This is a genomic window from Nocardia yamanashiensis NBRC 100130, assembly GCF_001613325.1.
Lineage (GTDB): Bacteria > Actinomycetota > Actinomycetes > Mycobacteriales > Mycobacteriaceae > Nocardia > Nocardia yamanashiensis.
This window is the reverse complement of sequence record NZ_BDCD01000018.1, coordinates 85,467-110,901: the sequence shown is the minus strand read 5'-3', so window position 1 is coordinate 110,901 and position 25,435 is coordinate 85,467. Positions and strand designations below refer to the sequence as shown.

The window sequence follows — 25,435 nt, the reverse complement described above, 5'->3', positions numbered from 1 at the left end:
AAACCGTGGTTGTGATCCGCGCTACTGAAAGCGTTTTTTGTGGCGTCAGCGCTTACGGCAGGAGTAGGCGGCCGCCTTGGCCGCATCCACCTCTTCCTCGGTCAGCGGCGGGATGGTCAGCGGCAGGCGCGGGCGGCTGTCGCTGCGGATGCCGTTGAGGACCAATGTCATATAGCGCTGCCACACATCCGGATTCACCGGCCGGGCGAAGCCCGCGACCGCGTCCACCATGTTCACCATCGCGAAGAAGTCGCCCGATTCGATTTCGGGCTGAATCGCCCCCGCGTCCTTGGCGCGCTGGATGACCGCCAGCATGCCCGGGCGGATCAGGTTCTTCAGGCAGTCGAAACGCTCCATGCTGTCGTGCATTTCGAGCATCACCTCGCCGAAGCCGCGATTGCCCGCCATATTGCGGCAGGCGTAGTCGAACAGGTCCGCGAGGCCCTGCCAGGCGTCGGGGTGGGCCAGCGCGACTTCTACGGCATTGCCCATCTCCCGGACCATGTGGTCGAAGACCTCGGAGATCAGCTCCTGCTTGTTGGCGAAGCGGCGATAGACGGTGCCCACGCCGACGCCGGCTCGTTCGGCCACATCGTCGAGGGTGACCTCGAGTCCGCGATCGGCGAAGAGTTCGCGCGCGGCCGCGATGATGCGCTGTTGATTGCGTGCCGCATCCGCACGCAAGCGCCGAGGTGGAGGCGCGGTGGTGACGTGATTCACAGCCCAATCCTAACAGGGAACGGGATTAAGTGGAGGACTTCTCTCCGTTTGACTGGTAGCTTCATTGCAATGAAACGGAGATAGGTTCTCCGTTAATCCTAGGGGACGAGGAAATCCACATGACCACTGCTCTGGAAAAAGAGGTGAGCGCCCCGGTCGACACCGGCCGTCGCGGCTCACACGCCATGCGCTGGTGGGTACTCGCCGTGCTCGGCGTCGCCCAGCTGATGGTCGTTCTCGACGCGACCGTCGTGAACATCGCACTGCCCGAAGCCCAGCTCGACCTCGGCTTCTCCAATGCCGACCGCCAGTGGGTGGTCACCGGATACGCGCTGGCCTTCGGCTCGCTGCTGCTGCTCGGCGGCCGCCTCTCCGATCTCTTCGGCCGCCGCACCACCTTCATCGTGGGCCTGATCGGCTTCGCGCTGGCCTCCGCGGTCGGCGGTGCGGCCGCCAACTTCGAGATCCTGGTCGGCGCGCGCGTCGCCCAGGGCGTCTTCGCGGCGCTGCTGGCTCCGGCCGCACTGTCGTTGCTCACCGTGACCTTCACCGAACCAGGTGAGCGGGCAAAGGCTTTCGGTATCTTCGGCGCCATCGCCGGCGCCGGCGGCGCGCTGGGCCTGCTGCTCGGCGGCGCGCTCACCGAATGGGCCTCGTGGCGCTGGGTCATGTACGTGAACCTGGTGTTCGCGGCCGTCGCCCTGGTCGGCGCGGTCATGCTGCTGGCCAAGCACGTCGCCACCGAGCGGCCCAAGCTGGACCTGCCGGGCACCATCACCGTCACCGCGGCGCTGTTCGGCATCGTGTACGGCTTCTCGCACGCCGAATCCGACGGCTGGACCAATGGCGTCACCCTGGCGTTCCTGCTCGGCGGCGCGGCGCTGCTGGCGCTGTTCGTGTTCATCGAACTGCGGGTAGCCAATCCGCTGCTGCCCATGCGCGTGGTGCTGGACCGCACCCGCGGGGCGTCCTACATCACCGTGTTCGCCATCGGCATCGGCATGTTCGCCATGTTCCTGTTCCTGACCTACTACATGCAGCAGCAGCTCGGGTACTCGCCGATCGTCACCGGTGTGGCGTTCCTGCCCATGGTCGCGGGCATGGTGGCCTCCTCGGTCACGGTGCCGTCGATCTTCCTGCCCAAGGTCGGGCCGAAGGTCACCCTGGTGGTCGGCTTCCTGCTCTCGGCACTGGGCATGGCCCTGCTGACCCGGATCGGCGTCGACACCGCCTACGCCAGCCACATCCTGCCCAGCCTGCTGCTGATGGGCGTGGGTCTCGGTACCGCCATGTCGACCGCGTTCACCGGGGCCACCTCGGGCGTGCATCACACCGATGCGGGCGTCGCCTCGGCCATGGTGAACACCAGCCAGCAGGTCGGCGGTTCCATCGGCACCGCGCTGCTGTCGACCTTGGCGGCAACGGCTTTCGAGAATTACGTCTCCGATCACACCCCGCCCACCCCGGGCGTGCTGGCCGAGGCCGCGGTGCAGAGTTACACCACCACCTTCTGGTGGGCCGCCGCGATCTTCGTGGTCGGCGCGGTGGTGACCGGTCTCATCATCCCGAACAAGGTGCCGGTGCCCGCTGAGGGCGAACCCGTTCTCGCTCACTGAGATTCGTTCCCGCTCGGTAGGTGAGAAACAACAGCCCCGCTCGCGGACGCGCGAGCGGGGCTGTTCGGTGCGGGGGGACCGGCGATTGCCGGAATGCGATACGGCTCCGCTCACGCTCTGTGAGCGGGGCCGTATCGCCGAGCCTGCGGCTCAGCGGCAGTTCGAGGGTGCGGGGATGCCCGCGAAGCGATCGGAGAGATATCCGATCGCGGTCGAGGCGCCCGGGAACATGGCCGTGCCGTGGTCGGCGCCGGGAATGATGTCGAACTGCACCGGAGTGCCCGCCGCGCAGTACCGTCCGGCCGTGTAGAGCGCCAGGTTGAGCGGCACCTGATCATTGCTGCCGTGCCATTCGTAGAGTGGCGCGCGGATCAGCTCGGGCACGATCTCGAGGGCGTTGTCGTGCATGGTCGCGATCATGACCGGATCGTTTTCCATACCGGGATTGAACATTTCGCTGATCCGGTGATTGGCGCCGGCCGAAATGATGTCGTCCACACAGGCATTGGCGATCCGGTCCCGCAGCGCGAACCCGGCCGGCGTCAGCGCCTGGTCCAGGGGCAATTGCCCCGGGTATTCGCGCTGGATCCCGACCGCGACCGCGAACCCGAGCCCGAACAGCGGCTGCGGCGTGTCACCGGCCTCGATGGCGATCTTGCCGGGATTGACCGGCACCCCGCCCTGGGCCACGCCGACGATCGGCAATTCGGGCGCGTAGTCCGGCGCGATGGCGGCCGCGAAGCCGGTGGCCATGGCGCCGCCGGAGTAGCCGGCCAGTCCCACAGGCGAATTCGCGAGCCCGGCGGGGGCGAAGCGCTTGGCGGCGCGAATGCTGTCCAGCGTGATCTGGCCGCCCAGCCGGGCCGCGCCGTACGCACTGGTCGGCCCCAGATGGTCGGGCACATTGAGCGCCCAGCCGCGCGCCAGCAGCAGGTTGAGCGCGCTCGCCTCCTTGAGCCCGCCGTCCAGCAGGGCGTGCGACGGAGCGCATTGCAGCCCCAGCGAATTCACGAACGGCTGATACGACACCAGCGGCCGCGGCCCGGCGCCGGGCACGATCAGCGTCGTCATGGCGGCGATGGGGCCGCCCTCGGAGTTGGTGGACCGGAAGGCCAGCTGCCAGACGGTGGACCCGGGCCAGGGGTGGGCGGGGACGAGCCGCGAGCGCAGCACGTCGCCCGGCGCGAAATCGCCGAGATTCGGTGGGCCGTAGTAGAACCCGTCCGGGTCGGCGACCGGGTAGATCGCTCCCGCGTGTGCGGCCGGTGCTCCGGCCACTGCGGCGATGATCACCGCGGTCATGGTCGCGCTCTGGACCAGCATCCTTCTGATCGTTTGGCGCACCGCCAACTTCGCTCCTCCAGGCCGATGGGACAACTCCGGGCAAGCCGCACTATCCTCGCAGTTCCCGGGGTCTGTTCAGGCTCAGCAACACGCCGAACAGCTACGAATTGGCAAACTGGAGAGGAGGGTGGATGGGTACTCGAGCCGCCGGTTCCCGCGCCGCCGTTCTCCCGGTCATCGGCCGCGGCGCCCCCTCCACTCTCGGCGCGGAAGTTCGTAGACTGCTCGGATCGGGGCCGGATGGGAGCCGGGCCCGGATCGCACGGGGGGACTGTGGTGGTGTCGCAGGCGGCGGTGGTGCCCGGACGGGCGAGACGCGGTGGGTTATCGGGAACGGCGCGACGAGGATTGGGGGCAGGCGATGAGTGAAACGGCGATGACGGTGGCGTCGGCGGCCTCCGGCGGCGGGTTCGCCGCGCACTTCCCGGCTCCGGCGGATCGCGCGGGGGCCCCTCGATTCGATAGTGTCTTCCCACTGGGCACATCGTTGGTGAACGTGACCGGGTCGGCGTTGGCGTTCGCGTCGTTCGGAACGGGAGCAAACCATCGGCTGCTCGCCACCGTGGGAACCGTGTTCCCCGCGGCACTGATCATGTTCAGTACGTTCGGGTGTGAAACGGTTCGATGGGCTGAGGAGGGCGCTGACAGCTATGCGGTGGCGAACGTCGTGATCGGCGTTGCGGCAAGCCTGGCCGCGGCCTTTCTCGTTGCCTCGATCGGGCAGCGGGTGCGGCCGTGATCCTGATGACGAGCCGGGCACAGGCAATACGGAAGGGAGGCACGAACTTGGCGCACGATCGTGCCGGTCGACCCGCGCGCCCCACGGACCTCGAGGACATCGCGCATCTGGTGACGGCGTACTACAGCCGCATCCCGGATCCGTCGGACCCCGAGCAGCTGGTGAGCTTCGGGACCTCCGGGCATCGGGGTTCCTCGCTGGACTGCGCCTTCAACGAGTCGCACATTCTCGCGATCACGCAGGCGATCGTGGAATACCGGGCGACGCGCGGCATCACCGGGCCGGTGTATCTGGCGCGGGATACGCACGCGCTGTCCGAGCCCGCGTGGACCACCGCCATCGAGGTACTGGCCGCCAACGACGTCACGGCCATCATCGACGCCCGTGATCGGTACACGCCCACACCGGCTTTGAGCCATGCGGTGCTGCGGCACAATCGCGGCGGGACCCGGCATCAGGCCGACGGGATCGTGGTGACGCCGTCGCACAATCCGCCTCGCGACGGCGGGTTCAAATACAATCCGCCGCACGGGGGACCGGCCGATACCGTCGCCACCGATGCCATCGCCGCGCGCGCCAATGAGCTGCTGCGCAACGGGCTTTCGGAAGTGAAGCGGACTTCGCTGGCGCACGCCCTGCTCACCAAGGTGGAGCGGTACGACTATCTGGATCGCTATATCGGCGACCTACCCAATGTCCTGAATCTGGATGCCATTCGGGGCGCGGGTATTCGACTGGGCGCGGACCCCATGGGCGGGGCGTCGGTGGACTACTGGGAGGAGATCGGGCAGCGGTACGACCTCGAGCTCGAGGTGGTCAATCCGTTCGTCGATCCGACCTGGCGGTTCATGACGCTCGACGCCGACGGGCGGATCCGGATGGACCCCTCGTCGCGCTACGCCATGGCCTCGCTGGTTGCCATTCGCGACGATTACGACATTTCGACCGGCAACGACGCGGACGCGGACCGGCACGGCATCGTGACTCCCGATGCGGGGCTGATGAATCCGAACCACTACCTGGCGGTGGCGATCGAGTACCTGATCGCCAACCGGATGGGCTGGGACGCGCTCACCAAGATCGGCAAGACGGTGGTGACGTCCTCCATGATCGATCGCGTGGTCGGCGTGCTGGGCCGCGACGTCTACGAGGTCCCGGTCGGGTTCAAATGGTTCGTGCCCGGATTGTTCAGCGGCAGCCTGGCTTTCGGCGGTGAGGAATCGGCCGGGGCGTCGTTCCTGCGCATGGACGGCACCGTGTGGACCACCGACAAGGACGGCATCCTGCTGGCCCTGCTGGCCGCCGAGATCACCGCGGTGACCGGGCAGAGCCCCTCCACCCGCTACACCGAACTGGAGAAGCGGTACGGCTCACCGGCCTACGCGCGGGTCGACGCCAATGCCACGGCGGAACAGAAAGCCAAGCTGGCGGCGTTGACGCCGGACATGATCACCGCGACCGAGATAGCCGGGGAACCCATCACCGCCATCCAGACCCGAGCCCGCGGCAACGGCGCGGCACTCGGCGGGGTGAAGGTGGTGACCGAGAACGCCTGGTTCGCCGCGCGGCCCTCGGGCACCGAGGACAAGTACAAGATCTACGCGGAATCGTTCCAAGGCCCCGAGCACCTGACCCAGGTGCAAGCGGCCGCGGAGGAGATGGTGGGACGGGCGCTATCCGGTGAGTAAGACCAAATCCCTGCCGGTCGAGATCTGGGTACTGGTGGGGTCGGCCTTCACCATCGCCATCGGTTTCGGTCTCGTAGCTCCAGCTCTTCCGCAATTCGCCCGCAGCTTCGGCGTGGGCGTCGCGGCGGCCTCCTTCATCGTGAGCGCCTTCGCCCTGATGCGGTTGCTCTTCGCCCCCATGAGCGGGCGGCTGATGCAGAAACTCGGTGAGCGCCCGGTCTACCTCACCGGCCTGATCATCGTCGCGGTCTCCACCGGCGCCTGCGCCTTCGCGCAAACCTATTGGCAGCTGCTGATTCTGCGATCGCTCGGCGGCATCGGCTCGACCATGTTCACGGTGTCCTCGCTGGCCCTGGTGATCCGCATGTCGCCGCCGGCCGAACGCGGGCGGGTATCCGGGGTGTACTCGACCAGCTTCCTGATCGGGTCGATCATGGGGCCGCTGGTGGGCGGGGCGCTGTCGTTCCTGGGGTTGCGGGCGCCGTTCATCATCTATTGCGTCGCCCTGTTGATCGCCAGCCTGATCGTCTATGTGGCGCTGAAGGATTCACCCCTGGTGCTGCCCGAGGCCGGTAAGGGCGCGCCCGTCATGACCTTCCGGCAGGGGCTGGAACGGCCCGCGTACCGGGCGGCGCTGTGGTCCAACTTCGGCAATGGCGCGGCGGTGTTCGGCGTCCGGATGGCGCTGGTGCCGCTCATCGTGGTGGAGGTGCTGGGCCGGGACGCCGCCATGGCCGGTGTCGCGCTGACCGTCTTCGCGGCCGGCAATGCCGCGGTGCTGTTCCTGTCCGGGCGCTGGTCGGATCAGTTGGGCCGCAGGCCGTTCCTGATCGCGGGCACGCTGATCTGCGCGCTCGGCACCGCCGGGCTGGGGCTCGCGCCCGCGCTGCCGTGGTTCCTGGTCGCCTCCTTCGTCGCCGGGCTCGGATCGGGGATGTTCTCCCCGGCGCTGCAGGCCGCGGTCGCCGATATCGTCGGACCCGGTACGCGCGGCGGGCCGGTGCTGGCGGGTTATCAGATGTCGGCCGACCTGGGCACGTTCCTCGGCCCGTACGCCATCGGCCTGCTCGCCGACCACGTCTCCTACGGCGTGGCTTTGACCGCCACCGGTGTGCTGCTGGCCTCGGCGTCGGCGGTCTGGGTGCTGGCTCCGGAGACCTTGCGCCGCAACACACCCGCCGTCGTCGCGTCCTAGGCGGCCACCCCGGGCTGGGCACCGGTCGCGGGTTGGGGCAGAGTGTGCGGGGTGAGCAAACCGACTTCGAAGCACACCCCGCAGCCGGTCTCCAGCAAGACCACCTATGCGCTGGCGGGGGTGGCCGTGGTGATGGTCGCGCTGATCGTGTTCGCGGTGTTCCAGTGGAATCGCGGGAGCGACGAGGTGCGCAACGACGGGTACGGGCCCGCGCACGACCCCGCGGTCACGGTGGCGATGGACTCCGACGGCGCGATCGTGCTGGGGAAGCCGAACGTCGCGAAAACCATTGACGTCTACGAGGATCCGATCTGCCCGGCGTGCGGGCAGCTGGAGCGCATCTACGGCCAGGAGATCGCCCAGCAGGTGGACGAGGGCAAGTTCGCGGTGCGGTACCGGCTGCTGAACTTCCTGGACGGGCAGTCGGGCAGCAAGGACTACTCGACGCGCGCGGTGGCGGCCAACGAGTGTGTGGCGCAGGCCGGGAACGGGCCAGCGTACTCGAAGTTCCATGAACTGCTGTTCACCAGCAAGCAGCCTTCCGAAGGCGGGTCCGATCACGACAACAAGGCGCTGGCCGAGATCGCCAAGACGGCCGGGGCTTCCGACGAGGCGGTCAAGTGCATCACCTCCGGGGAGCGGGTCGACAATGCCCGTAACCATGCCGAGGCGGCCGAGCAGGCGCTGTCCAAGGCATCCGGCGGGCGGGTGGCTACGCCGTCGGTGTTCCTGGACGGGAAGAAGATCGACGTGAACGACGAGGGCTGGGTGCAGAACGTATCCAAGTGAGTCGCGTTCGACGGCCGCACCTTCCGGGTGCGGCCGTTTTGTGTCGCAGGGTGAATCGCCACCCGCACACGACGTCCAGGGCATTGCAGGCCTGTCGGGAGCTGCCCGTGGCCGCCGCGGGCCTCGTGGTTCAGTCGTTCAAGGCGGCTCGGCGGAGTCTGGTGGTGTAGTCGGCGGCCCGGGCGAGCGCGTCGTCGGCGGCATCGAGTTCGATGGCGGCTTCGTCGAACACCTCCGCGGCGCCGGCCACGCAGTAGCCGGGCGTGGTGAGCGCTCCGATGCCCGGGGTGTCGAGCAGCAGGCCCGAACGCGGCAGTGCGCGATAGTCCGCGGTGAGGGCGGCCAGTTCGGTGCGTATCGCTTGCAGGCGTTCACGCAGCAGGGCGCGGCGTTGCTCCAGCAGCAGGGGATCGGTGGCGGAATCCGGGTGCATGCCACCAGCATGCGAGTGTGGCGGCGACATGCAACAGGGCGGCCGGCGTGGCCAGGTGTTCGGTGCGGGTACGGTTGGCGGGCGCTTGTCGCGCGCTTGATCGCGAGGATTTTGGGCGGGGTGCGGCCCATCGGGGGCAACCGGGGCGAGCCGCACCCCTCGCAGGGAACCGTGCCGGACACGGTTCCGTGGATCGGGGAGTGGAAGCCGCGCTGCGTGGCGGCTTCGTCCTTGGGTATTCCGAACCGGTCGTTGCGGCGCGCTTCCGGCCGGAATCTCACGTCATCGGGTGAGATTCCGGCCGAGCGCATGCCGGGCTGACGGGCGGGGTAGAGCAGATGGCGGGAAAACGGCTGGCGGTCAGCGAGTTCCGGCGCGGGTGGTGGCGTCGGGGAGATCGTTGTCCGGTGTGCAGCGGGAGAGCTGTGGATGGATCAGGACGTGATCTTCCAAGGGGTAGGCGAGGTCCACCGGGTAGGAGTGGCGGGCAGCCGGGGGTTCCGGGGGAATGGAGACCGGGCGCAGGAAGCAGGCCGCGGGGCGAGTGGGGGCCTCGAAATCGGTGTGCGGGAACAGGTATCGCGCACCTTCCCGGACGGTTTCGTGCGGCTCGCCGGTGGGGTCGATCCAGCGCAGGTGATCGGGATCGGCCAGGTAGACGCGCCACGGCTGTTTGCCGCGGTCGGCCATGGTCTTCAAGCGGTAGTGATGTCCGCAGAGCGACGCGCGGGTCGAATCGGTGGACCGCAAGACCTGGCGGGCCGAGATCGGAAGCACCTGGGCGAGCACGGTTTCGGCGGCGGGCATCGGGCAGCCGGGGAAACGGCAGGTGCCGTCGGCGGCCTTCACCTCACGGGTCGAGCGTCCGGCCGGGTGGCGGCGCATGGAGGCCTGCAAGGCCCGTTCGTACGGGGTGGGGGCCACGTGCACCGGGCGCGCGACACGCGCATCGCCGCTGCCCGGGCCGGTGGGCCGGGGGATTCGGGCGTCGCTGATACCGGGCGTGGCGGGCCGGACGCCGGGTGTCGCAGGAGGCTGAGATACGTTCTCGCCGACAGCTTTCCGGGGTTCTTCGGTCTCGGTGGGCTGCTCCGGAATGACCAGGAAGGCCGAGTGCTCGGCGAGACTGCGCGCCAAGGCGGGATCGACGGGCCCGTGGCCGGACAGGTAAGCCGGGTCGTCGCGCAAGCCGATGAGCGTTTCCGCCGACACCCCGATCTGGATCAGCGGCCGGCGACGCGTACGCACCGGAGCCGACTTGGGGCATGCGCGCCCGCGACCGCAAGCGCAGGTCAGCCGCCCGGAACCGTCGGCCAGCGCCACCAGGGCATCGGCCCGGCGCTGCGGCATGGACCGCGGATCCTCGGCGCACACTTCCAGGCTCATCTCACGCAATCGCATGGCCACGGTCTGCGCGCCGGCCGCGGGCAGCATCCCGTCGAACACCGCCATCCCCTCCTGGATGGCGCGAATCCGGACATCCCGGTCCTCCTCGCGCTCTTCCCGCCGCCGCTGCTCACCCTCGGGATCGAACCTGATGACCCACCGTCCCGCGGTCTGCCGCAACCGATCCGGATCCGACCGCATGGCCACCTCGATCAGCCTGGGCTCCAACGTCTCTCGCACCTCCCGCGACAACCCGCGCAGGCAGTCCGCGATCACCTGCACCCGCGACAGATCGATCCGCCCCGCCGCGAACGCCAGCTTGGTCTGCGGTAGCGAGTCCAGCGCCAGCCCGATATCGATGAGCGCCGCCGCCACCCCCTCCGACACCTGCACGGCCACCGCGACCTCGGCCGCCGCGAACTCCCCGGCCCGCACCCCGCCGGGCCCCGGCGCGGCATTCCCGGCCCGATGCCGCCGATACACCTCCCGCACCGCGGTAACCTCCGCCGCCTGCGCGAAAGCCGCCGCCCCATGTGCCCGTCGCAGCGACTCGATCAGCTCTTCATCGCCCATCGCCTCCACCTCTCTGCTGTCGAACATACGTTCGACCATACCCCCTGAAGATCGCCCCCGCCAGCTCTTGTGCAGGCGATTTGGTTTGTTCGACCGCCGTCGTGTAACTTCGTTCAAGCAAGCGGGGCACGCCCCGCGAGCCAACTGAATACGGGGCTATGGCGCAGCTGGTAGCGCACCACACTGGCAGTGTGGGGGTCAGGGGTTCGAGTCCCCTTAGCTCCACTCGAACAAGAAAAGGCTCGGCGGCGACGCCGGGCCTTTTCTTTTTGCCCGCGGTAATTCAGAGGTGCCCGTGTCCCCCGACGACTTGATTCTCCCCTTGCCGTCCCTGGGCGATTACATCGAATTCCATCGCAAACGTCTCGGCCTGACCCGGGAAGCCTTGGGCCGGCGCGCTTTTCTCGCCCCCCGCACCATCCAGAAACTCGAGCGCGGCGAACAAACCGGCCTCACCGAGGCGTCACAGCTCTCCCTCGCCCACGCGCTCGGCCTCACCTCCGACCACGAGCGCCGCCATCTCGACGATCTGACCCGCGTCCACCTGCCCCGCCCATGGCTCCCCGCCCAGCTTCGCTCCGATGTAACCCCCGGTGAGCGCGCCTTTCTCGACGACCTCATGCCCCGCCCCGCCGCATACTGCAACCTGGCCTGGGAGGTAGTCGCCGCCAACGACGCCTACGAGACCCTGTTCCCCGGCCGGGTCGCCGCGAACAACGTCATGCTCTGGCTCTTCGGCCCCCAAGGCCGCAAGACCATGCTCCACTGGGACACCGAGGTCGCCAACGTGGTTGCCCGAATGCGCGGCATGTACGCCCATTTCGGCAACCCGCAGGTGGGCATCCAACTACTCGCCCACCTACAGCACGACCCCGACTTCGCCCGCCTCTGGCTCGAACGCCGAGTCTCCTTCGACCGCTCCGTCGACGAACCCCAATACGTCCACACCGCCGCGGGCCCGGTCACCGTCCGCATGCAACTGCAATCCGTCCCCTCCGCCCGCGACCACCTCCACCTGTGCATCGCCGTGGTGAGCCCGCACCGCGAGCCCGACGCGCCGCCGGAAATCTCAGGCCGCGCGATCGGAATCGGCTGATCCCCGCGCTAGGCGCTGCATTTCGGCAAGGGAAAACCCAGTGCATGCCCTACGCGGTACCCTACGTTTATGAAGGCCAAAACGAGCGTGTACCTGGATCCTGAACAGGCTGCCCGTCTCAAGGAGGCGGCAGCAGCTTCGGGTCGGTCGGAAGCTGATTTGATCCGTGAGGGGATCGACCTGGTGCTGTTGCGGGCGCATCGGGTTCGGCGTACTCGTCCGTGGCCGTCGTTCGATTCCGGCGATCCTGGATTCGCTGCCGACAGTGAGGACTTGCTCGGCGAGGCATACGGCGAGTGAGCTTCTTCATCGCAGACACTTCGGCCATTATCGCCGCCTACGACCGTGCCGCCGAACTGCACGAACGGGCGCGGGAATTCCTTTCCACATCGGTGGCGGTTGTTTCGCCGCTCGTGCTGGACGAAGTCGATCATCTGCTCGTCGCGCGGTTCGGAAAAGACCGCCGCACAGCCGATCTCGTCCTCGACGACCTGCTCACCTCGGCCGAGGAGGGCGCGGTCCTGGTGCCGCCGGTGGATCGCGATGATCTCCGGGTCGCGCAGAAGATCATCGAGCAGTATCGCGGTTTGCGGCTCGATCTGGCTGATGCGGTCACCGTTGTGCTTGCCGAGCGTTACCTCACCAACGACCTATTGACGTTGGATGAGAAGGACTTTCGTGCTGTGCGACCACTGACTCCCGCCCATCCGTCGTTCCGGCTGTTGCTCCAGGGCGACTGAGTCGCTACTTGGTTTTGGGGGTGGGGCAGGTTTTGTCCCATTCGGGGACTCGGGTTACGGCGTCGTCGCTGAGTCTGGAGGTGGTCATGAAGGCTATGCCGTCTATGCAGACTTTGGCGAGGTGCGTGCGGAATTCGCTTCCCTTTTCAACGTATATCGCGGTGGGGGGCTTGTGGCAAGGGGTGGGGAGTGGCGCAGAATCTCGTGGCGAATCCGTCGAGGTGGTCGAATGGGAGGAGTGTCGTGGGTGATCTGAAGGGGTTTTCGGAGCTGGTTGCGCTGGATTTCGGGCTGAGTGTGGCGGTTACGGTGCGGGGGGATGGGACTCCGCAGGCCACCGTGGTGAATGCGGGGGTGTTGCCGGATCCGGTGACGGGGGTGGAGGCGGTGGGGTTCGTTTCGCCGAGTGCCACCGCGAAGCTGGCTAATTTGCGGGGGAATCCGGCGATTGCGCTCACCGTGCGGAGCGGGTGGCGGTGGATGACGGTGGAGGGGACGGCTCGGTTGATCGGGCCCGATGATCCGGAGGCGGGGATCGACAGTGAGAAGCAGCGGCTGCTGGTGCGGGAGGTTTTCGCGGCGGCGGGGGTGGAGCAGGACTGGGATACGTATGAGCAAGTGATGCGGGAGAAGCGGGGGACCTTGGTGTTCGTGACGCCCAGCCGGGTTTATTCGAATCCGATGCAGCCGGGCGAATAGTCGTGCGCGCGGGGGCGCGCATGTGACCAGAAGCACGCAGACCCTATTCAGGGTTAGTCGTTCGGCTTGTTCGTATGACATGGCATGCGCTTCACTCTTTCTCGGCAAACACCTGCCACGAGCGCAGCGCCGCGCTCCGGCGGTGCCGTGGAGGGGACGGCATCGCCGGGAAAAACGGGTGCGGTGCGGCAGACTGGCCGGATGCCGAATCATCCGGTGGGAGCGATTGCCTGCGCTTTGCTCGCGGCCCTGTTGTTCGCGATCGCCGCCGTCGCGCAGCAGCGGGCCGCGGCGTCGGTCGCGGCGGACCAGCCGCTGATCGGGTCGCTGATCCGGAATCCGCGCTGGTGGGCGGGGATGGTCGGCGATGCGGGCGGCTACGGCATGCAGGTCGCGGCGCTGGCCCTGGGCGCGGTGCTGCTGGTGCAGCCGATCCTGGTGAGCGCGCTGGTTTTCGCGCTGCCGCTCGCCGCCCGGTTGAACGGGCGGAGGATCACCGGACGCGAACTCGGTATGGCGGTGGCGCTCACCGCCGCACTGGTGTGTTTCGTGGTGATCGGCAACCCCACCGAGGGCAATTCGACCGCGCCGCTGCGTGATTGGCTGATACCCCTCGCGGTGCTGCTCGGCGCAGTGGCAATCTGCGTCGCAGCCGCGGAGGCCCCGCAGATCCGAAGGCGCGCAAGCGCGGGGGAGCGGGCGCTGTTGCTCGGCGCTGGTGGCGGTGCCCTCTTCGGCTTGGCGGCGGCGCTGACGTCCTACGTGACCGACCTTTTCGAGCACGGTGTGGGCGAGGTGCTGAGCAGCTGGCAAACCTGGGCGCTGGTCGCCTCGGGCGTGGTCGGCCTGTATCTGCAGCAGCGCGCGTATCAGGTGGGCCCGCTGGCCGCTTCGCTGCCGGCGGTGACGATCGCGGAGCCGCTGGCCGCCGCGTTCCTGGGCCGCACGGTGCTCGACGAGCGCCTGCGCGCACACGGTTTCGGGCTGTTCGTCACGGCCCTCGCGGTGCTGGTCATGTGCGTGACGGCGGTGGGGCTGTCCCGTTCGCAGGCCGAGCCGGGGTAGTCGCGGATATCGGCGGATCGGTGAGGTCCGCGAAATGGCCTGGGCCGCACAGGAGATGATGACTCGATGCGAAGTATCTTCGATGCGGCGTTCGCCCGGGATCCGTGGGATGTCTTGCGGGAGTTGCGCGATGACGGCGGCGTGCACCGGGTGCTGACGCCGGACGGCCCGCCCGCCTGGCTGGTGACCAGGTATCCGGAGGTGCGGGCCGGCCTGCTGGACGAGCGGCTGTCCACGAATCTGAGATATGCGGGCGAGACGGACTACCGCGGCTTCGCGGTACCGCCGCCCCTGGACGTCTTCCAGAACAGCGAACCCGACCAGCTGGCCCGATTGCGCGGCGCGGTGGTCGGGGAATTGCGCCGCGCGGGCGAATGGGGCGAGCGGGCGGGGGATCTCATCGCTCCCTGGCTGCACACCCTCGACGACGCCACGGAATTCGACTTCGTCGAGCGCGTGGCATTGCCGCTACCCGGCCTGCTGCTGGGCGAACTGCTCGGCCTGTCCCCGGCGCAGCGCACGGCCCTGGCGGAGTGGGCGAACACCACCCTGCGCCCCGATGCCCGCCCGCGCGCCCGCGACACCTTGGAGATCATGCAGCGCGTCATCACCGGCGCACTCGCCCAGGGCCGCACCGACGGCGACGCCACCATGCTCGGCCGCCTGGTGCACTCCGGCGACCCCGGCGAGACCGCCGGACTGCTCTTCTACCTGCTGTTCGTCTGGTACGAGGTGCTGATGGACGTGCTGGCCGGCGCGGTGCACGCCTTCGCCGCCCGCCCGGGCGAACTCGCCGCCCTGCAGACCGCGACCGACCCCACCACGGCGGTGGACGAACTGCTGCGCTTCCTGTCCCCGCAGGTCCTGGCCGGTCCGCGCTTCGCCCGCACCGATCTGGAACTGGCCGGTCACACCGTGCGAGCGGGCGAGACGGTACTGCTCTGCCTGGCCGCCGCCAACCACGATCCGGAAATCTTCGACGCCCCAATGGAATTGAACGTGCGCCGGAACCCCAATCCGCAGCTCGCACTCGGGCACGGTGCGCACGCCTGTGTGGGCAATGCGCTGGTACGCCCGGTTATCGGCGCCGTGCTGCAGGCGATCTACGACCACTGGCCCGCACCGCGCATCGCCGTTGACGCGCAGTCGATTCCGTGGCGTTCGGGGTTCCGGCACCGAGGACCGCTCACCTTGCCGGTCGCCGTTTCCCGAATGGGGCGAGCCGCGTCGATCGCCCCATCCTGACTTCGGCGGCCGCGCCGGTCGTCGGTGTCCTCCCCTTCTGGGACAACGAGTTCGGCGGTTGGTCGCGAAATCGGACTGAGTATATGATCGCGCTCACCGCGCCTGTCAACTGCAGGAGACACGATTCGAATGGTTGCCGCACAACAGCATCCGTTCACCAGCGCACTCACCACGCTGATCAATGCCATGCACCCGCCGGCCACCGTGGCGGGCCGCGAAGTGGAGATCACCCATCGCGCGCTGGCCGAGGACATCGCGAACACCACCGGTTTCGCGCTGTCGGCGAACTACCTGTGGAAGCTGCGCACCGGCCAGACCGTGAACCCGTCCTTCGAGACCCTGGACGCGCTGCGAGTGTATTTCGGCCTGGACAGCCTGGATCCGCTGACCAATCCGGAGCTGGCGGTGGCGCGCGGCCGCGAACTCGCATTGGTCAACGCGCTCAAGGGAAAAGCCGACGGGGAAGCCCTGGAACTCGTCCTGCGGGACGGCCTGGCGCACGGTATCGTGCGCGCCGAGGCCATCGTGGCGATGCTGGACGTATTGCGGCGGATCGAGGCCGAGCACGGCGGGGGAGATATGTGAGCCATGCGAATCGCGGCCTGGGCGGGCTCCGACGGTGAGCGTGCGATGATGGACCGGCGCGGCCTGCGGCGGGAGCTGCGGCACTTGGGGCTGACCGGTCGTTTCACGGTGACCCAGCTGGCCGCGGCGCTGGCGGCGCGCCGGGAGCGGCCGCTGCGGTTGCGCCCCGAACGGTTCCCGGTGGCGGGCCTGTCTGGCGGACTGCTGGTCACCCGCGATATCGATTTCATTGCCTACCAGAGCGATACGTCGCCACTGCATCAGGATCACATCGTGTGCCACGAACTGGGGCACCTGCTGGCCGGGCATCGCACGGTCACCGTCACCGGCCAGGACGCGCTGCGCCTGCTCGCCCCGAATATCGACCCGGCGGTGGTGCGCCGCATGCTGGGCCGCACCTGCTCCTCCGAACAGCAGGAACAGGAAGCCGAGCACATCGCCGATCTGCTGATGTCCCACCATATTTCGCGCTGGACGCCGCACGCCGAATGGGTGCTCCCGGATTCGGTGCCCGCCGATATCCGCAATCTGCTCGATACGCTCGGCCCCGGGGAAGACTGATCACGTGCAGTTCGCGCTCACCTACGGATGTATCGGCGCGCTGGCCGTGCTGGCCTGCGCCTGGCGGCTGGTGTTGGCCGCCCGCGCCCCGCACGCGCCCGCGCGCTGGGCGGTGGCCGTGTCGATCGCCTGCGCCGCAACGGGTTTCGAAGCGGCCGTCCCGCAGATCTACGAATGGATCGGCCGGGTCTCGGGCGTGCCGAACCTGGCGACGCTGATCGTCTACTCCTCCATCGCCACGGCGGTGCTGTCGCAGCTGGTGTGGACGGCGTACCTGGTCGAACCCGAAGGCCCGGCGGCGGCCGCGCCGTGGAGCCGTGCGCGCACGGTCATGCTGGTCAATGCCGTCGTGGTGGCGCTCATGGTGGCCTTGTTCGCCCTCGCGCCGGTGCACGACGCCGTGCACGCCACCGATTTCGACTACCACTACGCGAGAACCGGAGCGGTCGACGCCTTCCTCGGCGTCTACCTGCTCGCCTACACGGCGGGATTGCTGCGAATCGCCCAGCTCTGCCGCACCTGGCTGCCGCAGACCCGCGAACAGCCCTGGCTGCGTATCGGTTTACGCCTGCTCGGCATCGGCTCGCTGATCGCGGTCGGCTACAGCATCGGCAAGGTCGCCGCCATCGCCGCCGCCTGGGCGGATATCGACGCCTTCCGCCTGAACACCGAGATCGCCCCCGCCTTCGCCAGTCTCGGCGCGGCCGTCATGCTGCTCGGCTACCTGTGCCCGTCGCTGCTGCCGCAGGCGGCCGGCGTGCTGCACCGGGTGCGCGCGCTGCCCCGCCTGCATCCGCTGTGGTCGGATCTGCGCGCCGCCGCCCCCGAACTGTCCGATGCCGCCCCGGTGACCCGCCGCCCCACCCGCGATCGCGTCTACCGCCGGGTCATCGAGATCCGCGACACCCTGCTGCTCCTGCAACCGCACCTCACCCCCGAAACGACCGCCCGGGCCGAACGTCTCGCCGCCGAACTGGGCATCCCCGCCACCGATCGCCCCGCCGCCGTCGAAGCGGCCCGGATCGCGGCCGCCCTGCACGCGCACGGCACCGGTGCGCCCGCCATCGACCACGGCGACACCTTTCGCCATCCGCCTCAGCCCACCGTGCAGGGCGAGCTGGCCTGGCTGGTGGCCGTGGCCACCGCCTACCGCACCTCGCCGCTGGTGGCGGCGGTCCGCGCCGGACTGGAGTCCCCGGCCGCATGAACCCCGCCGGGGTATCGAAATCCCCTGTGCGAAACCGTATTCCGAAACGCCACGACTTGCGCCGCCCCCGCGGAGGGCTATCCTTGCCGATGCGGGTTGGTGTTCGACATCCCCTTCGTCGAACACCACACCCGTCCAAAATCCCACGGACGCATGGTCTTATCGTCTACGCCCGGCCCTGATCGACGCGCGGGATCTTCGCGAAGCTGGAACTGCCGATCCACGTGGGGACCGCGCGCTGGACGGGCGCGGTGGCATTGATCTCGACCGTGCGTTCGCGCAGCGCGGCGGGCCAGGTGCGGTCGCCGCGCCAGAGTTCGGTGAGGGTGCGTAGCGTGGTGCGGAGGGTGGCGGCCACCTCGAAACCGGGGTCGTAATCGCAGAGCTGGGCTTCGGCGCGGTGCACCATCAGCCACCAGCGGGCGGCCTTGCCGTCGAGGTCGGTGAATTCGAGGGCCAGTACGGTGCGATCCGGGGGCCAGGTGTGCAGGGGGATGGTGCGGCGCATATCCCACAGCAGCAGGTGCGGGTCCAGATCCTCCTCGCCGAGGTCGGGGATCCAGCGCATGCCCCACGCGCCCAAAGCCTCTACGACGCTGGACAATTCGTGTCCGGCCTCGGTGAGCCGATACGAGGTGCGGCCGGTGTCGTCCACCTCGCGCAGCAGGATGCCGGCGCGTTCCAGCGAGCGCAGGCGGCGCGACAGCAGCGCCGGTGACATCTTCGGATTGCCGCGTCGCAGTTCGTTGAAATGCTTGCTGCCCAAGAGCAATTCGCGAACCACCAGCAGCGTCCAGCGTTCGTCCAGCACATCCATCGCCTTCGCGACCGGGCAGAACTCCCCGTAACCAGGCATGGGTCCAGTAGAGCATCCCGCGGGCGCACCGGTACAGATGTTGAACTGGTCGCGGGTGGGGAGCGCATCGGACGCTGTTGGGGACGCACTACCGAATCAGGAGTATTCGATGACCTTGCCTCTCGATGTGAAAACCCGCCAGCGGGCCGTATGGGCTTCGGGCGACTATCCCAGCGTGGCCGCCACGGTGATCCCGGAGCTGGGCGCGCGCCTGGTCCGGGCCTGCGGTGTCGGCCCCGGCGACCGGGTGCTCGATATCGCCGCCGGATCCGGGAACGCGGCCATTCCGGCCGCCGCGACCGGAGCCGACGTGGTGGCCAGCGATCTGACGCCGGAACTGTTCGAGGCGGGCCGGGCGCTGGCCGCCGCGCGCGGAGTGGACGTCACCTGGGAGGAAGGCGACGCCCAGGGGCTGCCGTACCCGGACGGCGCGTTCGGCATCGTGCTGTCCTGCGTCGGGCTCATGTTCGCGCCGCACCATCAGGCGTCGGCCGATGAACTGGTGCGGGTGACCGCGCCGGGCGGCACTATCGGGCTGATCAATTGGACCCCGGCCGGTTTCATCGGGCAGATGTTCGCCACCATGAAGCCCTACGCGCCGCCGCCCCCGGCCGGCGCCCAGCCGCCGCTCTGGGGCGATCCCGAGCATGTGCGGAAACTGCTGGGGGACAAGGTGTCCGAGCTCGAATTCACCCGCGAGCACGCCGTGGTGGACTGCTTCCCGGACGGCGCGGCGTTCCGCGACTTCTTCAAGACCAACTACGGTCCGACGGTGGCGGTCTACAAATCCCTGGCCGGCGACCTCGAGCGGATCGCCGGACTCGATCGGGAACTGGCCGATCTGGCGGCCCGGCACGATCTCGGCGGCGGCCGGATGGAGTGGGAGTATCTGCTGGTGACCGCCCGGCGCTGAGCGGAAACGCGAATCCGTGTGCGACCGGACGGTCCGCTGCTTAGGCTCGCGGGGCTCGATGGCCCGAATTCTGGAGTGCCTGCAATGATCACATCCGCGTTCCCACACGGATCCCCGCTCGAACACACCGGCGCCCGGGTGCCGATGTACACCCCGGAGTTCGCCGCCGACCCGCAGCGGGTCTATCGCGAGATGCGCGAGAAATACGGGTCGCTGGCGCCCGTGGAACTCGCGCCGGGGGTGCCGGCCACCTTGGTGCTCGGCTATTACACGGCGGTCCGGATCATGAACGATCCGGACCGCTTTCCGGCCGACCCGCGCACCTGGCAGCGCGATGTGCCCGAGGACTGCCCGGTGCTGCCCATGATGCAATGGCGGCCCAACGCCCTGCGCAATTCCGGCGCCGAGCACGCCCGCTACCGGCAGGCCAATACCGCCGGCCTGGACAAGGTCGATCACTTCGCCCTGCCGGCCACGGTGGCGCGGGTGGCGGTGCCGTTGATCAACGCCTTCGGACCGCGCGGCAGCGCGGATCTGGTGCGCGAGTACGCCTTTCCGGTGGCCTTCGCGGTGCTCAACGAGCTGCTCGGCTGTCCGGAGGAGATTGCGCGGCAGGCGGCGGCCGGATTCGCGGCCATTTTCGAGGGCGTCGACGCCGGAGCCGGCAACAAGCTGCTCGTGGACGCGCTGTCGAAACTGGCCGCGCACAAGCGGGCCGCCCCCGGCGACGACCTGACCAGTCGGCTGCTCGGCCATCCCGCCGAGCTCACCGATGCCGAGATGGTGCACCAGCTGGCCACCCTCTACGGCGCGGGCATCGAACCGCAGCAGAACCTGATCGTGAACTCGCTGCTGCTCACCCTCACCGAGGAACGTTTCGGCGGCAGCCTGGTCGGCGGCAGCCTGGCCACCCGGGACGCGCTGGACGAGGTGCTGTTCGACAATCCGCCGATGGCCAACTTCTGCATCAGTTTTCCGCGCCAGCCCACGCTGGTGGAGGACGTGTGGCTGCCCGCGCATCAGCCGGTGGTGATCAGCATCGCCGCCTGCAACGCGGATCCGGCGGTCAGCGTCGTGGGCCATGTCGGCAATCGATCGCATCTGGCGTGGGGCGCGGGGCCGCACGCGTGCCCGGCCAGCGCGATGGCGTATCTGATCGCGCAGGAGGCCATCGATCAACTGCTGGACGCGATTCCGGAGATCCGGCTGGCGGTCGCGCCGGACCAGCTGGTGTGGCGGCCCGGGCCGTTCCACCGGGCGCTTACCGCGCTGCCGGTCGAGTTCCCGGCCACGCCGACGTTGCCGCTGCCGTAGCCGGGTCGCGGTGGCGCTCAATTACGCAGTGCGCCACCGTGATACGTCGATCCGGGGTTCCACAGCACGAACCCGTCGTAACCGGCGTCCCGGGTGGCGTCGATCTGCGCGCGCACCTGGGCGTCGCCGTAGGACACGCCCAGGCTGAAGTCCTGCAGCCACGGCACGATGGTCGCGCCGGTGCCCTCCACCCGGGCGCGGAAGTCCTGCAAGGACCGGAAGATGATGTCGTACGGCTGCGAATTCGGGCTGGCGACATCGTATTCGCCGGAATTCCAGTGCGACGGGTAGAGCATGGGCGCGAGGTAGTCGACCTGACGTGCCATGGCGGGAATGTCCTGGGCGATCTCGTCCGGGCGGGTGGCGGCGATGCCGAAGACGGCGGCGCTGACCGAGGCTCCGGCCGCGTGCACCGGATCCCTACTGTCCCGCAGGAATCCGGCGATGGACTCCGACGGCGTCTCGGTCAGTCCCGGGAAGATCATGCTGGACAGGCTGCCGTCCGGGCGGCGGATGTAGTCGTACATGATGCTGTCGAAGCCGAGCTTGGCTGCCTCGACCGCGAGATCGATGTTGTAGGCCCGGATTTCGGGGTTCGCGAAATTCGTGAAGGCGACCGGTCCGTAGTGACTGGAGTAGGGCGCGCCGGACGGATTCTGCAGGACCCAGTCGGGCCGGCCGTTGTGCCAGGCCCAGGTCGCCATGGTGGGATCACGGAAGGCCACGATCCGGCCCACCACCCGGATGCCCATGTCGTGCAGCTGGGTGAGGGCGGCGCGGGCGTCGTAGATGGTGGTCGCCGCACCGGATTCGCGCGCCAGCGGCACCTGCGAGTCGTAGCCGACGACGCCGTCCTCGTCCTTGATATCCAGCTGCACGGTGTCGATGAGACCCTGCCGGGCGAGGTCCAGCACGGGTTCGCGCAGGCCCTCGTAGGCCCAGCCGTAGGCCGTCACGTGCACCGCGCGCAGCCGCGGCAGCGCGAAATTCACGGTCAGCGGCCGGGTGGTCTGGTTTCCGGCGTGGTCCACCGCGACCACCGTCGCGTTCACCGGGCGCTGGGACAGCCGCAGCTCGAACGCCCCGTCCGGGCCCGGCTGCGTCGACTGCTCGCCCACCGACACCCGTTCCGCGCCCGCCGCGACGCCGCGCAGCGTCACCGGATCCCGGTAGGAGCCAACGGGATCGGGCTGGATGAGGTCCAGGCCCGGGGGTTCGGTGTCGGCCGTCGCGCGGGAGGGATCCCTGCCCCCGGCGGTGAGCAGGATCGCGCCGAGTAGCAGGGCCAGCACCGCGCCGATCGTGAACAGGGCGAACCGTCGCCGGTTGGATGACCGGAGCCGCATGAGCAAGGCACACACCAACTTCCACAGACGTTTTGGCATCACTATCGCCGCTGGGTGACGCGGTGCGGCCGGTTTTACCGAGATCATCCCAAAACCGTTGTCGCGGCGTAGCGTTGCGGCGATGAAGCGGGGATCTGTGGTCCGGATGGTCGCCGCGGGGCTGATGTGCGCCGCCCTCGCCGGATGCGGTTCGCCCGCCGATCCGGCCGCCGCGGTGGTGGCTCCCGCCGATGCCTCGACCACCGCGCCGCCGCCCGATCCCGCAACCGTCGCGGCCAATGAGCTCGGACTGGTGCCGGTGCTCATGTATCACCAGATCGTGGCGGTGCCGGGCGGCGAATACGATCAGACCCCGGCCGAATTCAGCGCCGAACTCGATCGGCTCTACCGCGAGGGCTATCGTCCGGTTACCTTGTCCCGCTACCTTTCCGGGGATCTGAACCTGCCCGCCGGTACGCATCCGGTGGTTCTCACCTTCGACGATTCCACCCGCAGTCAGCTCAGCTTCACCGACAGCGGCGCGGTCGCACCGGATTCCGCGGTCGGCGTCCTGGAGGAGTTCGCGGCCCGCCATCCGGATTTCCCGGCGACGGCATCGTTCTATGTGAACAACGAACCGTTCGGCAACGATCCGCGCGCGCTGCCGTGGCTGGCCGCGCACGGCTACGAAATCGGTGCGCACACCGCGAGTCACGCCAACCTGGGCCGCCTGGACGCGACCGGTGTGCAGCAGGAATTCGCCGAGAACGTACGGGCCATCGGCGCCACCGTGCCCGGTTACGCCGTCCGTACCATGGCGCTCCCGCTCGGCATCGCGCCATCGGATCGCGCCCTGGCCCGCGCGGGCAGCTGGGGCGGCGTCGGTTATGCCTTCGACGGGGTGCTGCTGGTCGGATCCAACCCGGCCCCAGCGCCTTTCGGCGCGCTCGACCCGGACGGCATTCCGCGCATCCGATCCGGGCGCGGCGATGTCCCGTTCGATTCCGGATACTGGCTCGACCAGCTGGCGGCTCACCCGGAGCAGCGCTACACCGCCGACGGCGACCCGGCGCACGTGTCCTTCCCGTCGGCGCTGGGAACCGAACTCGCGCCCCGCTGGTCCGGTCAGGCCCGGCCCTACTGATTCGGGCGACGCCCGTCCTGCCAGCCCGCGACCGTGCAGGCGACCGAGCGCAGCGCCAGTGCGGCCGCCAGATAGGAGACGGCGGCGCTGATCAACGCTTGCGCGAGGGTGGACACCCCGTCGCGCCCGAGCGAGAACAGGCTGAAAACTCCGATGAGCAAGGCCAGATCGCCGAGGACCCGGGCGGACCGCCACACCGCCACCGCTCGCAGACCGGCTCCGGCCGGGTCGCTCGCCCGGACCACGTCGCCGACCACCAGCGCGGGCACGAACCAGCTCGCCACCGGCACGAACCAGCCGCCGACGGCCCAGCCGGCCGCGAGGCGATGACCGGCTGCGGGGGCGAACAGATCAGCGTTGGCGCGGGCCCGGGACAGCCAGCTCGCCTGGCAGATCGCGGCCACCGGACGTAGCAGGACGGTCAGCAGCAGACCGATGGCCAGCAACGCCATTCCGCCGCGCGCCGCATCGGTGTCCTGGCTGTTGCCGAAGGTCAGCGTGGCGGCCGCCATGGCGAAAGGTCCCAGCAGCGCGGCGAATACGGCGATCGAGGCCGCCATCGCCCGTCCGCGTAAGGGCAAGGTCCCGGCGTAACCCGTGGTGGTGTTCATTGACAGCGCCTCCTGCTGCACTCGTGGATCGGGGCGATGCTGACAGCTACCGATGAACCACGAATAGTCGCCGGATAAGCGAAAGCCGCAGGCATTATGCCTGCGGCTCAATGGATTCCGGAACCGAATTCAGGTGTTCACCGGCAGCGCCAGCACCACCTCGCGCTCGTTCTCCGGCAGATACCGCACCTGCACCACCCGGCCCACCTGCACCTGGGCCACACTGGCGGGCGGCAGGAACTTCTCGGTCCGGGTCTCGAAGGTGCTGCCGTCGGGGCGGGTGACCACCAGGGTCAGATCCAGGCGGGAGTGCCCGTCGCGGATCTCGCCCGGCACCGACAGGGCGCGCACCACGGCTTGGGCGGGGACGCCGCGGCGGCCGATGTCGAGTTTGGCCTCGGTGGTGAAACCCTTGCGAATCATGCTGGCGTTCATGGCTTCCTGCGCGCCGTCCGTATCGCCGGACAGGTCGACCTCGACGCGATCGGTGCGGCCGGGCAGGTAGCGGACCGGCAGCACCACGCCGGGGCGCAGCAGGGCCAGCTCGGTGAGCGGGATGATCATCTTGGCGTGCGAGTCGAAGGTCTTGCCGTCCTGGGTCTCGACCTGCATATCGAGCCGGATCTGCGGCTGGTCGTTGACGGTCAGGCCGGTCTGGGCGAAGGCGCGGACGGTGCCGATGCCGAGTTCGCCGTCCCGGAATTCGGAACTGTTCAGGCCGGTGAAGGCGGACATGATGCCTTCGCCGGTGAACGCGAACACGATGGGGATCAGGGTGAGGGCGATGATCGGCAGGGCCAGCTGCCAGCCGACCCAGCCGAACACGCTGTCGGAGGTGAGCCCGTTCCACAGGTAGTAGGCGATGGCGAGGCCGCCCAGGGCCAGGGCGGCGACGCGAATGTTCTTGGTCATGATGTCCTCGGGAAGTGTTGTGCGGGAACGGGAAAGGGGAACTAACCCGCTCATGCCAATCCGGCATGAGCGGGGGTGGAGCATTACCCGCCGACGACGCTGGAGCAGGCGAAGACGATCTCGAACTTCGAGTTCTTCGGTCCGGCAAGCGGATTGGCGAGGTCGACCCCTCCGACGCCCTCGCCGGTGACGGTGTAGGTGTTGCCGCTCTTGGTGACCTTGGCCGAACCGCCGGGCACGCCGTTGCCGTAGCCGACCGCGTACGGGGAGCCGTTGCTGCCGCCCTTGGTGCCGGCGATGCCGACCGCCTGCACGGTGTCGTCACCGGTCAGGGTGGCGCTCACGCTCAGGTTGCCGTAGGTGGCGTTGTCCAGGTCGGTGAGCGCGAGGGCCAGGGTGCCGCCCTGCTTGGCGCAGGTGGTGTCGAACTTGGCGTCGATGGCCTTGCCGTCCACGATGGCCGTGGACTTGCCGCCGGTCGGGGCCGGGGTGCCGGGGGCGACCGGGGCCGCGGAGCTGGAGCGCTCGGTGACGGTGGTGCTGCTCTTGTCGTCGGAACAGCCGGTCACCAGGGCGATGGCGGCGGCGGTGGCGACGAGCGCGGTGGCGGTGCGGCGGAAGGATTTGGCGTTCATGGTGATTCCTTGTTCTCGTTCTTCCGGCTCTCGTGCGGAGCCGT

General features: G+C 68.8%; 26 protein-coding genes and 1 tRNA gene. 18 read left to right on the top strand and 9 right to left on the bottom strand.

What is annotated here, in order from left to right:
* Window positions 1-45 precede the first annotated feature (45 nt).
* On the bottom strand, window positions 46-720 hold the full coding sequence (locus NY1_RS20680) for a TetR/AcrR family transcriptional regulator (protein ID WP_067715836.1): 675 nt from the start codon (window positions 718-720) through the stop codon (window positions 46-48).
* A 119-nt stretch (window positions 721-839) separates the two neighbouring features.
* Here NY1_RS20680 and NY1_RS20675 point away from each other — a divergent pair, with 119 nt between their 5' ends.
* Window positions 840-2,336 (top strand): MFS transporter, encoded by a 1,497-nt coding sequence (locus tag NY1_RS20675; RefSeq protein WP_067715833.1) that lies wholly within the window; start codon window positions 840-842, stop codon window positions 2,334-2,336.
* Window positions 2,337-2,486: 150 nt separating this feature from the next.
* On the opposite strand, the gene NY1_RS20670 is transcribed toward NY1_RS20675, so the two are convergent.
* Window positions 2,487-3,659, bottom strand: a complete 1,173-nt coding sequence (locus NY1_RS20670; protein WP_233041302.1) for a lipase family protein — start codon at window positions 3,657-3,659, stop codon at window positions 2,487-2,489.
* A gap of 397 nt (window positions 3,660-4,056) precedes the next feature.
* Between NY1_RS20670 and NY1_RS20665 the strand changes: the two genes are divergently transcribed.
* Genes NY1_RS20665 through NY1_RS20650 form a run of 4 tightly spaced genes read left to right on the top strand, consistent with a single transcriptional unit; the run spans window position 4,057 to window position 8,091 of the window.
* A complete protein-coding gene (locus NY1_RS20665) occupies window positions 4,057-4,419 on the top strand; it encodes a CrcB family protein (RefSeq protein ID WP_067716233.1) in 363 nt (120 codons plus the stop codon).
* A gap of 47 nt (window positions 4,420-4,466) precedes the next feature.
* Window positions 4,467-6,107, top strand: coding sequence for a phosphoglucomutase (alpha-D-glucose-1,6-bisphosphate-dependent) (gene pgm / locus NY1_RS20660; RefSeq protein ID WP_067715831.1), 1,641 nt, complete (start codon window positions 4,467-4,469; stop codon window positions 6,105-6,107).
* On the top strand, window positions 6,100-7,302 hold the full coding sequence (locus tag NY1_RS20655; protein WP_067715828.1) for an MFS transporter: 1,203 nt from the start codon (window positions 6,100-6,102) through the stop codon (window positions 7,300-7,302). The genes pgm and NY1_RS20655 overlap by 8 nt, the downstream gene beginning before the upstream one ends.
* 51 nt (window positions 7,303-7,353) lie before the next feature.
* Entirely contained in the window at window positions 7,354-8,091 is a 738-nt protein-coding gene (locus NY1_RS20650; RefSeq protein WP_067715825.1) for a DsbA family protein, read from the top strand.
* Between the two features lie 130 nt (window positions 8,092-8,221).
* Here NY1_RS20650 and NY1_RS20645 read toward each other — a convergent pair whose 3' ends face one another.
* A complete protein-coding gene (locus NY1_RS20645) occupies window positions 8,222-8,524 on the bottom strand; it encodes a hypothetical protein (RefSeq protein ID WP_067715822.1) in 303 nt (100 codons plus the stop codon).
* A 360-nt stretch (window positions 8,525-8,884) separates the two neighbouring features.
* Window positions 8,885-10,510 (bottom strand): DUF222 domain-containing protein, encoded by a 1,626-nt coding sequence (locus NY1_RS20640; protein ID WP_169815384.1) that lies wholly within the window; start codon window positions 10,508-10,510, stop codon window positions 8,885-8,887.
* A gap of 125 nt (window positions 10,511-10,635) precedes the next feature.
* Here NY1_RS20640 and NY1_RS20635 point away from each other — a divergent pair.
* From NY1_RS20635 to NY1_RS20590, 10 genes are all read left to right on the top strand, one after another.
* Window positions 10,636-10,708 (top strand) — tRNA-Ala (locus tag NY1_RS20635).
* Window positions 10,709-10,778: 70 nt separating this feature from the next.
* Complete coding sequence (locus NY1_RS20630; RefSeq protein WP_169815383.1) at window positions 10,779-11,579, top strand: helix-turn-helix domain-containing protein; 801 nt, start codon at window positions 10,779-10,781, stop codon at window positions 11,577-11,579.
* 69 nt (window positions 11,580-11,648) lie between these two features.
* The gene (locus NY1_RS20625; protein WP_067715814.1) at window positions 11,649-11,879 is read left to right on the top strand and encodes a ribbon-helix-helix protein, CopG family; all 231 of its coding nucleotides are present in this window, start codon (window positions 11,649-11,651) and stop codon (window positions 11,877-11,879) included.
* A complete protein-coding gene (locus NY1_RS20620; RefSeq protein WP_218028404.1) occupies window positions 11,876-12,319 on the top strand; it encodes a type II toxin-antitoxin system VapC family toxin in 444 nt (147 codons plus the stop codon). Before NY1_RS20625 ends, NY1_RS20620 begins: the two co-directional genes overlap by 4 nt.
* Before the next feature lie 243 nt (window positions 12,320-12,562).
* Entirely contained in the window at window positions 12,563-13,018 is a 456-nt protein-coding gene (locus tag NY1_RS20615; protein WP_067715813.1) for a pyridoxamine 5'-phosphate oxidase family protein, read from the top strand.
* Between the two features lie 201 nt (window positions 13,019-13,219).
* The gene (locus NY1_RS20610; RefSeq protein WP_067715810.1) at window positions 13,220-14,083 is read left to right on the top strand and encodes a DMT family transporter; all 864 of its coding nucleotides are present in this window, start codon (window positions 13,220-13,222) and stop codon (window positions 14,081-14,083) included.
* A 66-nt stretch (window positions 14,084-14,149) separates the two neighbouring features.
* Window positions 14,150-15,328, top strand: coding sequence for a cytochrome P450 (locus tag NY1_RS20605; protein WP_067715808.1), 1,179 nt, complete (start codon window positions 14,150-14,152; stop codon window positions 15,326-15,328).
* A 129-nt stretch (window positions 15,329-15,457) separates the two neighbouring features.
* Entirely contained in the window at window positions 15,458-15,913 is a 456-nt protein-coding gene (locus NY1_RS20600) for a hypothetical protein (RefSeq protein WP_067715805.1), read from the top strand.
* A 3-nt stretch (window positions 15,914-15,916) separates the two neighbouring features.
* Entirely contained in the window at window positions 15,917-16,474 is a 558-nt protein-coding gene (locus NY1_RS20595) for an ImmA/IrrE family metallo-endopeptidase (RefSeq protein WP_067715803.1), read from the top strand.
* 4 nt (window positions 16,475-16,478) lie between these two features.
* A complete protein-coding gene (locus NY1_RS20590) occupies window positions 16,479-17,681 on the top strand; it encodes an MAB_1171c family putative transporter (protein ID WP_067715800.1) in 1,203 nt (400 codons plus the stop codon).
* Between the two features lie 166 nt (window positions 17,682-17,847).
* Here the strand turns inward: NY1_RS20590 and NY1_RS20585 are convergent, their stop codons facing one another.
* On the bottom strand, window positions 17,848-18,537 hold the full coding sequence (locus NY1_RS20585; RefSeq protein WP_067715797.1) for a winged helix-turn-helix transcriptional regulator: 690 nt from the start codon (window positions 18,535-18,537) through the stop codon (window positions 17,848-17,850).
* Window positions 18,538-18,646: 109 nt separating this feature from the next.
* Here NY1_RS20585 and NY1_RS20580 point away from each other — a divergent pair, with 109 nt between their 5' ends.
* Window positions 18,647-19,450: a class I SAM-dependent methyltransferase gene (locus NY1_RS20580; protein ID WP_067715794.1), complete on the top strand. Its 804-nt coding sequence runs from the start codon at window positions 18,647-18,649 to the stop codon at window positions 19,448-19,450.
* A gap of 84 nt (window positions 19,451-19,534) precedes the next feature.
* Entirely contained in the window at window positions 19,535-20,764 is a 1,230-nt protein-coding gene (locus tag NY1_RS20575; protein WP_067715792.1) for a cytochrome P450, read from the top strand.
* A 17-nt stretch (window positions 20,765-20,781) separates the two neighbouring features.
* Here the strand turns inward: NY1_RS20575 and NY1_RS20570 are convergent, their stop codons facing one another.
* Complete coding sequence (locus tag NY1_RS20570) at window positions 20,782-22,110, bottom strand: putative glycoside hydrolase (RefSeq protein WP_233434408.1); 1,329 nt, start codon at window positions 22,108-22,110, stop codon at window positions 20,782-20,784.
* Between the two features lie 121 nt (window positions 22,111-22,231).
* On the opposite strand from NY1_RS20570, the gene NY1_RS20565 reads away from it, so the two are divergent.
* The gene (locus NY1_RS20565) at window positions 22,232-23,233 is read left to right on the top strand and encodes a polysaccharide deacetylase family protein (protein WP_067715788.1); all 1,002 of its coding nucleotides are present in this window, start codon (window positions 22,232-22,234) and stop codon (window positions 23,231-23,233) included.
* Here the strand turns inward: NY1_RS20565 and NY1_RS20560 are convergent.
* The 3 genes from NY1_RS20560 to NY1_RS20550 form a co-directional block, all read right to left on the bottom strand.
* Window positions 23,227-23,844: a DUF4328 domain-containing protein gene (locus NY1_RS20560; protein ID WP_157762398.1), complete on the bottom strand. Its 618-nt coding sequence runs from the start codon at window positions 23,842-23,844 to the stop codon at window positions 23,227-23,229. The genes NY1_RS20565 and NY1_RS20560 overlap by 7 nt on opposite strands.
* Before the next feature lie 129 nt (window positions 23,845-23,973).
* Entirely contained in the window at window positions 23,974-24,756 is a 783-nt protein-coding gene (locus tag NY1_RS20555; RefSeq protein WP_067715783.1) for a hypothetical protein, read from the bottom strand.
* An 83-nt stretch (window positions 24,757-24,839) separates the two neighbouring features.
* Window positions 24,840-25,391 (bottom strand): lipoprotein LpqH, encoded by a 552-nt coding sequence (locus NY1_RS20550; RefSeq protein ID WP_067715780.1) that lies wholly within the window; start codon window positions 25,389-25,391, stop codon window positions 24,840-24,842.
* Window positions 25,392-25,435 lie beyond the last annotated feature (44 nt).